At 62.7% G+C, this 11,955-nt stretch carries 9 protein-coding genes; 2 read left to right on the plus strand and 7 right to left on the minus strand.

The features are described 5' to 3' along the window. Window positions 1-43: 43 nt before the first annotated feature. Window positions 44-2,122: a putative bifunctional diguanylate cyclase/phosphodiesterase gene (locus ACSZPK_RS13965; RefSeq protein ID WP_437882081.1), complete on the plus strand. Its 2,079-nt coding sequence runs from the start codon at window positions 44-46 to the stop codon at window positions 2,120-2,122. Here ACSZPK_RS13965 and ACSZPK_RS13970 read toward each other — a convergent pair. Further along, window positions 2,097-2,993 (minus strand): LysR substrate-binding domain-containing protein, encoded by an 897-nt coding sequence (locus ACSZPK_RS13970; protein ID WP_437882082.1) that lies wholly within the window; start codon window positions 2,991-2,993, stop codon window positions 2,097-2,099. The genes ACSZPK_RS13965 and ACSZPK_RS13970 overlap by 26 nt on opposite strands. A gap of 114 nt (window positions 2,994-3,107) precedes the next feature. Here ACSZPK_RS13970 and ACSZPK_RS13975 point away from each other — a divergent pair, with 114 nt between their 5' ends. After that, window positions 3,108-3,539 (plus strand): PACE efflux transporter, encoded by a 432-nt coding sequence (locus ACSZPK_RS13975; protein WP_437882083.1) that lies wholly within the window; start codon window positions 3,108-3,110, stop codon window positions 3,537-3,539. Window positions 3,540-3,616: 77 nt separating this feature from the next. Here ACSZPK_RS13975 and ACSZPK_RS13980 read toward each other — a convergent pair whose 3' ends face one another. From ACSZPK_RS13980 to ACSZPK_RS14005, 6 genes are all read right to left on the minus strand, one after another. Further along, window positions 3,617-4,885 carry a HipA domain-containing protein gene (locus ACSZPK_RS13980; protein WP_437882084.1) on the minus strand — a complete coding sequence of 423 codons (1,269 nt, stop codon included), beginning with the start codon at window positions 4,883-4,885 and terminating at the stop codon, window positions 3,617-3,619. After that, window positions 4,882-5,103, minus strand: coding sequence for a helix-turn-helix domain-containing protein (locus tag ACSZPK_RS13985; RefSeq protein ID WP_437882085.1), 222 nt, complete (start codon window positions 5,101-5,103; stop codon window positions 4,882-4,884). Before ACSZPK_RS13985 ends, ACSZPK_RS13980 begins: the two co-directional genes overlap by 4 nt. Window positions 5,104-5,307: 204 nt before the next feature. Then, complete coding sequence (locus tag ACSZPK_RS13990; protein WP_437882086.1) at window positions 5,308-6,714, minus strand: efflux transporter outer membrane subunit; 1,407 nt, start codon at window positions 6,712-6,714, stop codon at window positions 5,308-5,310. Continuing rightward, on the minus strand, window positions 6,711-9,905 hold the full coding sequence (locus ACSZPK_RS13995; RefSeq protein WP_437882087.1) for an efflux RND transporter permease subunit: 3,195 nt from the start codon (window positions 9,903-9,905) through the stop codon (window positions 6,711-6,713). The genes ACSZPK_RS13990 and ACSZPK_RS13995 overlap by 4 nt, the downstream gene beginning before the upstream one ends. 12 nt (window positions 9,906-9,917) lie before the next feature. After that, window positions 9,918-11,162: a multidrug efflux RND transporter periplasmic adaptor subunit MexE gene (gene mexE, locus ACSZPK_RS14000; protein ID WP_437882088.1), complete on the minus strand. Its 1,245-nt coding sequence runs from the start codon at window positions 11,160-11,162 to the stop codon at window positions 9,918-9,920. Window positions 11,163-11,313: 151 nt separating this feature from the next. After that, the gene (locus ACSZPK_RS14005) at window positions 11,314-11,664 is read right to left on the minus strand and encodes a DUF3147 family protein (protein ID WP_437882089.1); all 351 of its coding nucleotides are present in this window, start codon (window positions 11,662-11,664) and stop codon (window positions 11,314-11,316) included. Window positions 11,665-11,955 lie beyond the last annotated feature (291 nt).

Here is an 11,955-nt window from a genome sequence, read left to right on the forward strand (position 1 = left end):
GGACTAGACTTGGCCCATTCTTCGTCTTGAATGAGCTTTTCGGATGCTGATCGGCAGTTACAACACCACGCTGGTACTGGTTTCACTCCTGGTTGCCATTCTTGCGTCCTACACCGCTCTGGATCTCGCCGGTCGCATCGTAACTTCCAAGGGGCGTGCCGTCTGGCTATGGATGGCCGGTGGTTCGCTGGCGATGGGCATGGGCATCTGGTCGATGCACTTCATCGGCATGCTGGCCTTCAGCCTGCCGATCCCGCTTGGCTATGACCTGGGCTGGACGATCCTTTCGTTCCTCATTGCGGTGGCCAGTTCCGGCCTGGCGCTATTCCTCATCAGCCAGAAGACCCTGCCGCGCTGGCAATTGCTCTGCGGTGCATTGGCCATGGGACTGGGCATCGCCTGCATGCACTACCTGGGCATGCACGCGATGCTGATGTCGCCAGGCATCGACTACCAGGCCGGGTTGTTCATCCTCTCGCTGCTCATCGCGGTGCTGGCATCCGGCGCGGCGCTGTGGATCGCCTTTCGCTTGCGCCGCCACAGCCCGCGAGTCCTGCAATTGCGCCTCGCGGCCTCGACGGTGATGGGCTGCGCCATCGTCGGCATGCACTACACCGGCATGGCCGCTGCGGTGTTTCCCGAAGGCAGTTACTGTGGCGCGGCGCCCAGTGGGCTGGACAATACCTGGATGGCGATTCTGGTCATCGTCGTGACCCTTGCCGTAACCGGTATCGCTTTGCTGACCTCGGTCCTCGATGCCCGCCTTGAAGCCCGCACCTCGATCCTGACTCGTTCGCTGACCGCGGCGAACCAGGAACTGACCCAACTGGCCTTGCACGACAACCTGACCCGTTTGCCCAACCGCATGTTGCTGGAGGATCGCACGCTCCAGGCCATGGCCAAGGTGCAGCGAGAGAATGGTTGCTTTGCACTGCTGTTCATCGATCTCGATGGTTTCAAGCCGATCAACGATGCCTTTGGCCACCACACGGGCGATCAACTCCTGCGCGAGCTGGCGGCGCGTCTGCGTGGGCAACTGCGCAACACCGACACCCTGGCGCGTATCGGTGGCGACGAGTTCGTCCTGTTGGTGGAACTGGCGGAGCGCGAGGATGCCGTCACCGTGGCGGGTAATCAGCTGCAACTCATCAGCCGGCCGTTCAACATCGATCAGCACGACCTGCGCGTTTCCGCCAGTATCGGCATCGTCCTGTACCCCGGCGACGGAACCACGGGGCATGAGCTGCTGATAAACGCCGATGCGGCGATGTATCACGCCAAGGCCAACGGCAAGAACGGCTACAGCTTCTTCGAACAGTCGATGAACATCAACGCGCGCAAGCAGTTGCAACTGCTGCAGGACCTGCGCATCGCCCAGGAAGAAAGGCAGTTCATTCTTTATTACCAACTGAAATTCTCCGCCGACGGGCAGCGTGCCATCGGGGCCGAAGCCTTGCTGCGCTGGCAGCATCCTGAGCGTGGCCTGCTCATGCCGGACGAGTTCATCCCGCTCGCCGAGAGGACCGGACTGATCATCGGCATTGGCGAGTGGGTGCTCGACGAGGCTTGCCGGCAGATGCGCGAGTGGCACGACATGGGCCATGACGACTGGCGGGTGGCGGTCAACCTGTCTGCCCTGCAGTTCGCCCATGCCGGCCTGGTGCGCATCGTAGCCGCGACCCTGGAACGCCATGATCTGCCGGCCAATTGCCTGACCCTGGAAATCACCGAAAGCACGGCGATGCAGGACGCCGACAATAGCATGCTGATTCTCGGCGAACTGGCGGAGATGGGCGTAGACCTGTCCATCGACGATTTCGGCACGGGATATTCCAGCCTGCTCTATCTCAAGCGTCTTCCTGCCAACGAGTTGAAGATCGATCGTGGTTTCGTCAGCGACCTGGAGCAGGATAGCGATGATGCGGCCATCGTCTCGGCCATCGTGGCGCTGGGTCAGGCCCTGAATCTGCGAATCGTTGCCGAAGGCGTGGAAACCAGTGGCCAGCGGGATTTTCTCACTGACCTGGGGTGTGACTCCCTGCAGGGCTTTTTGCTGGGCAAACCGATGCCGGCGGACAAGTTGCCGATCCAGGCGCTCAGTCGCGACAATCGCTTGGATTGAGTGCCTGCGTTTCCAGCCACCTGAGAAAGGCCTGTACCGCAGGCCTTCTTTCTTTACCGGGCACGCAGACGGCGAGGTAGCGCGCGCCAGGCAAACGCACGTCCGCTCGATAGGGGGTGAGCAGGCCATTGGATAGCGCGTCGCTGACCAGCACCGAACTGGCTAGCACCAGGCCCTGGCCGGATAGGGCGGCCTGCAACGCATAGTGCTCGTCCGGGTAGTCGCGCCGGTGAGCCTGTTCCGTCCAGTCCTCGCCACTCGCCACGCGCCAGTCCTGCCAATTGGGTAACCCGGGTTGTGGCATCGCCCAGGCAACGTCGATCAGATCGGTTTGCTGAGGCAGACGCTCGAGCACTGACGCAGTGGCATAGGTAGCGAACCATTCCGCCATCAGCGCCTGCTGGAACAAGTGCGGGTAGCTGCCGAAGCCACACCGGATGGCCAGGTCTGTATTCGAATCGCGCAGCAAATCGGTCAGTTCATTGGTGGTCTCCATGCGCACGCGAATACCGGGATGCTGCCGGTAGAAATGGCCTAGGCGCGGAATCAGCCAAAGCGCAGCGAAGGCTGGGGTGATGCTGACGACCAGACTCGTGTCGTCCTGGCGTGGGCGCAGGGCATCGAGGCCGTGCTGCATTTCCAGCAGGGCTCCGTGCAGGCTGCGCTGCAAGCGTTCGCCGGCATCGCTCAGGCGCACACCGCGCCCCAGTCGCTCGAATAGCAGGCAGCCGATCTCGGCTTCGAGCATGCGCACCTGGTGGGATACGGCGGTAGGTGTGACATTCAGCTCGGCAGCCGCCGCCTTGAAGCTGCATAGGCGTGCGGCCGATTCGAATGTACGCAGGGCGTTGAGAGGCAGGCGGGCGAACATCATGGCTCCAGATGGATGAGATTGATTCATCCAGGGCGACTATAGGTCATTTGTCCGGAGAGGGTGAGCTCAGCACAATGATGCCGTCAAATCCACATGTGGAGGCATTAGATCATGCAAGGTCCACTGCGCAAGGTGCTTCAGGCTGTGCTGTATGAGGTTGGAGCCATCGCTTTTATTTCACCTGTCATGGCAATGGTATTCGGCAAGAGCCTGTTCGCTTCCGGTGCCCTGGCGCTGATGCTTTCAGGGGTTGCGCTGGCCTGGAACATGCTGTTCAGCCTGTTGTTCGAACGCTGGGAAGCGCGCCAGCACAACCGTCGCCGTGGTTTTCTCCGGCGTTTGCTGCATGCCGCGGGTTTCGAGGGCGGACTGGTGGTGTTGCTGGTGCCGCTGATGGCCTGGTGGCTGGGTATCAGCCTGTTGGATGCCTTTATCGCCGACCTTGGGCTGCTGGTGTTTTTCTTCTTCTATGCCTTCGTCTTCCAGTGGAGCTTCGACAAGGCCTTCGGCTTGCCTGATTCGGCCAGAGTGGCTGCCACCTGAGGCCGAGGCGAACTGCAAGCAAGAGCCTGGAGCTCGCCGAGCCGCTTTGACTTGCCGTTTGAGGGGCGTGTTGCCCCTCATTCTGGCGCGGGCGCAGGCCTCAGTTGCTTGAGCATGTCGGCCAGCACGCCATGGCGGATCTGTAGCAGCAGGCGCATTTCCCCGGCATCCACGCCAAGGCTGCGGGCAGCCTGGAGTTGCTCGTCGGCAGCGTGGGGCATTGCCGACAGCAGCGTGTCCATCAGGCGCGTGGCGACTTTCCCGGGTAGCCCCAGAACTTCGCCGAAAGCGAGTACATCGTGGCGTTCGAGTTCGGCAAAGCGCCGGGCCTTGCCCATTGGCCAGGACAGTTCTTCGCTGCCCCAGGCATGGTCGCGGGCATATACGCTGGTGCTTAGCAGGTCGTAATGCGGTGCCAGCTCGACACCGCCGGCGCCGACGAAGAACGACAGGTTTTTCAGGTGGGCATCGTTGTTGCCGAGCAGCGCGTTGAACAGTGCCCAGCGAAACAGCGTCTGGCGTGCGAGGGCGCGGCTGCGGCACGACTCGACCAGGCGCTGCAGGGTTTCCAGGGTGGCCATGCGGTATTTGTAGGCACGATCGATGGACAGCAACTGGCAGGCATCGAGCACATGCCGTCGCTGCAGTCCATCGGCAGGGCCGGTGCGGTCGAAACGTTCGACCAGGTATACCGATTGTGGAATGCGCCACAACGCCACCGTGGGCACGGGAAGCTTGAGGCGCGCGGCCAACGACATGACGAACCATTCGTTGGCGGCACTGTGCGGATAGTGATCCAGATCCGTGTGGTCGGGCTTGAGGATATGGGTCGAAGGCGTCTGGCCGACCGGTTCGAACAGCAGGTCATGACGCAGGACCACGGCCAGCTTGTGTTGCGCGCCAGCCAGCGACATGCGCTTGGGCGCGGCCTGGGTGAGGCCGACACGGGGCAGGGCATCGATGCGCTGCGACAGGGCTTCGCTGGAGAGTGGCTGAAGGTCGCCGTCGGGCGGCAATTGACGGCTATCGAGCAAGGTCAGGGCACCTGCCGATTCGGCACCATATTGGGCGAGCAGGGCGAAGGCATCAGCAATGTCGACGTGGGCATCCTGGGCCAGCAGCTCACGGGCCTGCTCTTCGGGCAGCAGGTTGTCGAAGAACCACTGCACCGGCCGCAGGCTGCCACCGTCGACGATGCGACCTGCCGCACGAGGCAACTGGGGCGAAAGGTCGAAACCGTCCGGCGCTGTTTGCCAGGCCGCGTCATAGGTGAAGCGCCAGAGATTGTCCTGCTCAGTGAGTTCGCCAACCGGTTGCTCATTCAGCCAGACCTGCAGGTTTCTCATTCGGGAACCTCGGCATGCAGGCGTACGCCAAGCTCCTGCAACAGGGCCAGAACCTTGCCTAACTGGACGGTGCCTTTGCCTGACTCCACATCGCGCAGGAACACATGACTGACACCGACCATGCTGGCCAGATCATCCTGGCGAATGCCTTGGCTACGGCGCAGGGTTCGCACGAGCTGGCCAAGTTGGGCGGGGTCCTGAAGGGGAAGGAAGTTCATGCGTGCACCAATAATCTAAGCTGTGGCTTAGATTATCGGCGTTTGAGAGCATTTTTCAACCAAATCTAAGCTGCAGCTTAGATTTCAATATTTCATGTTCATTAAATGTACGAATCTAAGCTGTGGCTTAGATTATCTATGGAAAACCCCACGACCATACCGGCTCGTGGGGATATGCGTTGTCGAAAAGCAGCGGAGCCAGGTCTATGCCGAAGGCTGCCAGCCACCTCCGAGCGCTTTGTAGATCGCCACGATACCGCGATACAGGTCGACTTCGGCCTGGGCCTGGGCGTCTTCGGCGGCCAGGCGTTCGCGTTCGGCATCCAGCAGCACGAGGAAGTTCTCGGTGCCTTCGCGGTAACGCACGCTGGCTTGCTGGGCCGCGGCACGGCTGGCTTCCGACTGGCGCACCAGCGAGACCAGGCGCTGCTGGCGTTTTGCATAGTCGGTGAAGGCGTTTTCCGACTCTTCAAGGGCCAGCAGCACTTGCTGCTCGTAGCTGCTCAGGGCACCTTCGGCATCGGCCTTGGAACCGCGAATCCGGGCTCGCACGCTGCCCAGGTCGAAGGCGGCCCAACTGATGCTCGGTGCCACGCTCCACGCCCGCGCATCGGCGGCGCCCAATCGCGACCCGCGACCAGCGGTGAAACCGAGGAAACCACTGAGGCTGACCCGTGGAAACAGGTCGGCGGTGGCCACGCCGACATTCGCCGTGGCGGCGGCCAGGCGGCGCTCGGCGGCACGCACATCGGGCCGCCGGCGCAGCAGTTCGGCCGGGTCACCGATGGGCAGCGCCTTGGCGATCACCGGCAGCGGCCTGGCCGAGAGATCGACGTGCAACTGCTCTGGGCGCTGGCCGAGGAGGGTGGCGATACGGTTGCGCGAACGTGCTTCCTGCGCCTGCAGTTGCGGCAGGGTCGCTTCGGTGGCCGCCAGGCGCGCATCGGATCGCAGCACGTCCAGCTCTGTGCCAACTCCGGCATCGCGCAACTGCTCGGTGAGCCCGCGAGACTCCTGCTGGTTCTTCAGGTTTTCCCGGGCGATGCGCTCACGCAGTTGCGCGCCGCGCAGGTCGCCGTAGGCATCGACCAACTCGGCGATCAGACTGACCTGCAACTGGTAGTAGTCGGCCTCGGCGGCGTCGATCTGCGCGTCGCTGGCTTCGATCTGGCGCTGGATGCGGCCGAACAGGTCCAGCTCCCAGGCCATGTCCAGGCCGAGATCGTAGCGTTCGGTCTTGATCCGCTCCTCGATGTTCGACTCGGGTTGCTGGGCCTTGCCGATGGTCGAGCCAGCACGACTGGTGACGGTGGGGAACAGGTCGTTGCCCACGTCGTCACGAATCGCCCGCGCCGATTTCAGGCGGGAAAACGCCACACGCAGGTCGCGGTTCTCCTTCAGCGACTGCTGCACCAACTGGTTCAGGGTCGGGTCATCGAACTGTTGCCACCAGGTCGCTTCGAAGCGGCCACGATCAATCTCGGCTGACGTGGCACTGGCGACCACTGCCGGCGACGTGTCCGGCGCCTTGTAGTCCGGGCCCACGGCACAGGCGGCCAGGGCCAGGAACAGCGGCGCCAGGGCGAGGCGGGCGGGGAAGAAGCGGTTCATGCATGCACCTCGTTACCAGTGGAGTTACCCGCGGCGTTGGCCTTGCGCGCTTCGCGTTTTTCCACGAAGGCGCGGATCAGGGTGTAGAACACCGGCGTCAGCAGCAGGCCGAAGAAGGTCACGCCGATCATCCCGGAGAACACCGCGACACCCATGGCGTGGCGCATCTCGGCGCCGGCGCCGGTGGATATCACCAGTGGCACCACACCCATGATGAAGGCGATGGAGGTCATCAGGATCGGCCGCAGGCGCAGGCGGCAGGCTTCCAGGACCGCGCTGACGCGATCCATGCCTTCCTGCTGCTTGTCCTTGGCGAACTCGACGATGAGGATCGCGTTCTTGCACGCCAGCCCCACCAGCACGATCAGGCCGATCTGGGTGAAGATGTTGTTGTCGCTACCGGACAGGATCACCCCGGTGATGGCCGACAGCAGCACCGTCGGCACGATCAGGATCACCGCCAGCGGCAGGCTCCAGCTCTCGTACTGCGCGGCCAGCACCAGGAAGGCCAGCAGCACGCAGAGCGGGAACACGAACAGCGCGGTGTTGCCGGCGAGGATCTGCTGGTAGGTCAGGTCGGTCCACTCGTAGGTCATGCCGTTGGGCAGTTCTTCCTTGAGGATGCGCTCGATGGCGGCTTCGGCCTGGCCGGAGCTGTAGCCGGGCGCAGGGGCGCCGTTGATCTCGGCGGTGATGAAGCCGTTGTAGTGCATCACCCGATCCGGGCCGGAGCCATCCTGCACCTTGACGAAGGTCGACAGCGGAATCATCTCGCCACGGTTGTTGCGCACCTTCAACTGGCCGATCTGGTCGGCTTCCAGGCGGAACTGCTGGTCAGCCTGCACATTGACCTGGAAGGTCCGGCCGAAGCGGTTGAAGTCATTGGCGTACAACGAACCGAGGTAGACCTGCAGGGTGTCGAAGATGTCGCTGATCGCCACGCCATGGGTCTTGGCCTTGTCGCGGTCGATATTGGCGTCCACCTGCGGCACGTTCACCTGGTAGCTGGAGAACAGCGACATCGGCGCCAGCTCGGGTGCCTGACGGGCCTTGTTGAGGATGTTCTGCGTCTGCTTGTACAGCTCGTCGTAACCCTGGTTGCCACGGTCCTCCACTTGCAGGCGGAAACCGCCGATGGTGCCCAGGCCCATCACCGGAGGTGGCGGGAAGATGGCGATGTAGGCGTCCTGGATCTCGGCGAACTTGCCGTTCAGGTCAGCCGCGATGGCACCTGCCGACAACGATGGATCGGTGCGCTCGTCGAATGGCTTGAGTGGGAAGAACACGATGCCGCTGTTCGGGCTGTTGGTGAAACCGTTGATCGACAGGCCGGGAAACGCGACGCTGTTGGCGATGCCAGGGTTCTTGCTGGCGATCTCCGACATGCGGGTGATCACCGATTCGCTGCGGTCCAGGCTGGCCGCATCGGGCAACTGGGCGAAAGCCACCAGGTATTGCTTGTCCTGCTGCGGCACGAAGCCGGTCGGGGTGCTGGAGAAGCCGAACCAGGTCAGCACCATCAGGCCGCCATACACCAGCAGGGCGATGGAGCTGCCGCGCAACACGCGGCGCACGGTGCCGACGTAGCCGTGGCTGGCACGTTCGAAGAAGCGGTTGAACGGGCGGAACAACCAGGCGCCGAACAGCTTGTCGAGGAAGCGCGAGAAGCCGTCCTTGGGTTCGTGGTGCCCTTTGAGCAGCACGGCGGCCAGTGCTGGCGACAGGGTCAGCGAGTTGAACGCGGAGATCACCGTGGAGATGGCGATGGTCAGGGCGAACTGTCGATAGAACTGGCCGGTGAGGCCGGAAATGAACGCGGTCGGGATGAACACGGCGCACAGCACCAGGGCGGTGGCGATGATCGGGCCGGTCACCTCGGTCATGGCCTTGCGCGTCGCCTCCAGCGGTTTGAGGCCGAGTTCGATGTTGCGCTCGACGTTCTCCACTACCACGATGGCGTCGTCCACCACGATACCGATGGCCAGCACCAGGCCGAACAGCGACAGGGCGTTGAGCGAGAAGCCGAAAGCGTGCATCACCGCGAAGGTACCGATCAGCGACACCGGCACGGCGGCCAGCGGAATGATCGAGGCGCGCCAGGTCTGCAGGAACAGCACCACCACCAGCACCACCAGCACCAGGGCTTCGAGCAGGGTGTGCACCACCGCTTCGATGGAGCCACGGACGAAGATGGTCGGGTCATAGACGATGTCGTAGTCCATGCCTTGCGGGAAAGACTTCTTCAGTTCGGCCATGCGCGCGCGCACGTCATTGGACAGTTGGATGGCGTTGGAGCCAGGGCGCTGGAAGATCGGGATCGCCACCGCCGGCTGGTTGTTCAGTTGCGAACGTAGGGCGTACTGGCTGGAGCCCAGCTCGACCCGGGCGATATCGCGCAGGCGCGTGATTTCGCCGCCGTCGCCGGCGCGGATAATGACGTTTTCGAACTCTTCCTCAGTGACCAGACGGCCCTGGGTGTTGATCGACAACTGGAAGCTGGTGGCGCTGGGCGAGGGCGGTGCGCCCAGTTGGCCGGCGGCGACCTGGCGGTTCTGTTCGCGGATAGCGTTGACCACGTCGGTGGCGGTCAGGTTGCGCTGGGCGGTCTTGTTCGGGTCGAGCCAGACGCGCAGCGAGTAATCGCCCATGCCGAACAGTTGCACGTCGCCGACGCCGCCGAGGCGTGCCAGTTCGTCCTTGACGTTGATCAGCGCGTAGTTCGACAGGTAGAGCATGTCGTAACGCTTATCCGGCGAGGTCAGGTGCACGACCATGGTCAGGTCGGGCGAGGCCTTGTCCACCGTGATGCCGATGCGGGTGACTTCCTCCGGGAGCTTGGGCTCGGTGCGGGTCACGCGGTTCTGCACCTGGACCTGGGCGTTGTCCAGGTCGGTGCCGAGGGCGAAGGTGATGGTCAGGGTCATCTTGCCGTCGGAGGTCGCCTGGGACGACATGTAGAGCATGCCTTCGACGCCGGTGATGGCTTGCTCCAGCGGCGCGGCGACGGTTTCGCCGATGACCTTGGGGTTGGCTCCGGGGAAGTTGGCGCGCACCACCACGGTCGGCGGCACCACTTCCGGGTATTCGCTGATCGGTAGTTGGAACAGCGAGATGGCGCCGCCGATCAGGATGATCAGCGACAGCACGGCGGCGAAGATCGGCCGCTTGATGAAGAATTGCGAGAAATTCATGGCGTCTACCTGTCAGCCGCGTGGCGCGGGCTTGGGCTGGGCGTTCTGCGCGGCGACCTTGGGCGCCGAGCGGCCTTCGACTTCCTTGCGCATGCGATCCAGCGCGGCAAGGGTGTCGGCGTCGGCCATCGCCACGTTCTGCGGATCGACCGGGGCGCCCGGCATGGTGCGTTGCAGGCCGTTGACCACGATGCGATCACCCTTGCTCAGGCCGCTGCGAACGATGCGCAGGCCTTCGAGCTTGGGGCCGAGTTCGACGTTGCGATACTGGGCGGTGTTGTTCTGGTCGATGACCAGCACGAACTTCTTGCCGAGGTCGGTGCCGACCGCGATGTCCTTGATCAGGGTCGCGTCGTAGGTGCTGCTGCCGACCAGCTTCAGGCGTGCATACAGACCAGGCGTGAAAGCGCCAGCGCGATTGTCGAACACGGCGCGGCCACGGATGGTGCCGGTGCGCGGGTTGACCTGGTTGTCGAGGAAGTCCAGTTGGCCGAGGTGCGGATTGCCGTCCTCACTGGACAGGCCGAGGTACACCGGGCTCTGGTCGCGGGCGTCGGCGCCGCGTTGGCGGGCGAGGTCGATGTACTTGAGAAAGACGCGCTCATCGGCATCGAAATAGGCATACACCTTGTCAGTGGAGACCAGCGAAGTCAGCAGTGATTCTCCGGCATTCACCAGGTTGCCTTCGGTGATTTCGGCACGGCTGACGCGACCATCGATCGGCGAGGTAATGCGGGTGAAACTGAGGTTGAGGCGGGCGTTATCCAGCTCGGCCTGGATTGCCGCCGCTGCCGCCTTGGACTCCTCGGCGCCGCTGACCCGTGCATCGGCCAGCTCGGCGGAAATCGCGTTGCTCTGGCGCAGGCGTTCGCCTCGACGGGCTTCGTTATCGGCGCGCAGGGATGCGGCCTTGGCCTGTTGCAACTGGGCTTGCAGGCGCTTGACCTCGGCTTCGAACGGGCGAGGGTCGATCTGGAACAGCAGATCGCCTTTCTTCACCAGGCTGCCTTCGCGGAAGGCGACCTTGTCGATGTAGCCGGAAACCCTTGGCCGGACCTCCACCGACTCCGGCGCTTCGAGGCGACCGGTCAGTTCATCCCATTCGTTGACGGGCTGCTGAATGACTTCTGCGACGCTGACCTTGGCCGCGGCTTGCTGGGGCTGGCTGGCTTGCTCGTTCTTGCCGCAAGCGCTGAGGACCAGTAAGGCTGCCAGGGCCAGGGGAAAGCGCAAGGCGAGTTTGGTTGACTGTTCCATGAAAGGCTCCGCCAGTCTGAGTTATGAGTGGGCGGAGTCTGCTGTCGATCCCTCGCATCGACGAATCGAATGATCCGAAGATACATATCAGTAGCAATGATACTTTCTGCCGTTATATCGATAAGGTCGAAAACATCGAGGTTCTGCTTGGTCAGAGCAGCTCGATTCCAAAGCGGCGCATGCAAAGCGCGAAGAGCCCGAAGCTGATCATCGTGACAATGCAGCTACAGATTAGCGTCGGCCAGAAACCGAAGCGTGGCAGTAGGAGAGGAAAAGCCAGGAACATCGGCAGCGTCGGCACGACGTACCAGAAGGTGTACCAGGCATGGTTGGAGATTTTCTCCGTGCTCTGATGTTCCAGATACAGCCAGATCAGCGTGAGCACCGTCACCAGGGGAAGCGCAGCGACCAGACCGCCGAGCTTGTCACTGCGCTTGGCCAGTTCCGACACCAGCACAACGATGCCGGCCGTCAGGAGGTATTTGATGATGATCCACGCCATGGCAGGGGCTCCATGCAGTGTTACTGATGTCCGCTCAGGCTTATGGCTTGAGGCGCTGTGCGAAGAGGTTACCTCGAAGTCAGCGTGATTCGATGTTCAATATCGTTGATTGCATGAGCCTACGGGGGGGGGTAGATGACTTATCTGGCTGGCAAGGAAATAAGACTGCCTCCGTGAAGCTGGAGGCAGCTTGTCAACGCTCAGCATTGCGTACGTTGATTAACGCGATAAGGAACACCTCGCATTAATATGCACGTGATGCCGGTTAGCGGCTGTGTAGATGCTCAGCTC

The sequence above is a fragment of the Pseudomonas sp. LRF_L74 genome, assembly GCF_965644255.1.
Classification (GTDB): Bacteria; Pseudomonadota; Gammaproteobacteria; order Pseudomonadales; family Pseudomonadaceae; genus Aquipseudomonas.

Excerpts from the sequence above, each read along its gene's own strand:
- ACSZPK_RS13965 (WP_437882081.1), top strand. The coding sequence starts at position 44 with ATGCTGATCGGCAGTTACAACACCACGCTGGTACTGGTTTCACTCCTG.
- ACSZPK_RS13970 (WP_437882082.1), bottom strand. The coding sequence starts at position 2,993 with ATGTTCGCCCGCCTGCCTCTCAACGCCCTGCGTACATTCGAATCGGCC.
- ACSZPK_RS13975 (WP_437882083.1), top strand. The coding sequence starts at position 3,108 with ATGCAAGGTCCACTGCGCAAGGTGCTTCAGGCTGTGCTGTATGAGGTT.
- ACSZPK_RS13980 (WP_437882084.1), bottom strand. The coding sequence starts at position 4,885 with ATGAGAAACCTGCAGGTCTGGCTGAATGAGCAACCGGTTGGCGAACTC.
- ACSZPK_RS13985 (WP_437882085.1), bottom strand. The coding sequence starts at position 5,103 with ATGAACTTCCTTCCCCTTCAGGACCCCGCCCAACTTGGCCAGCTCGTG.
- ACSZPK_RS13990 (WP_437882086.1), bottom strand. The coding sequence starts at position 6,714 with ATGAACCGCTTCTTCCCCGCCCGCCTCGCCCTGGCGCCGCTGTTCCTG.
- ACSZPK_RS13995 (WP_437882087.1), bottom strand. The coding sequence starts at position 9,905 with ATGAATTTCTCGCAATTCTTCATCAAGCGGCCGATCTTCGCCGCCGTG.
- mexE (WP_437882088.1), bottom strand. The coding sequence starts at position 11,162 with ATGGAACAGTCAACCAAACTCGCCTTGCGCTTTCCCCTGGCCCTGGCA.
- ACSZPK_RS14005 (WP_437882089.1), bottom strand. The coding sequence starts at position 11,664 with ATGGCGTGGATCATCATCAAATACCTCCTGACGGCCGGCATCGTTGTG.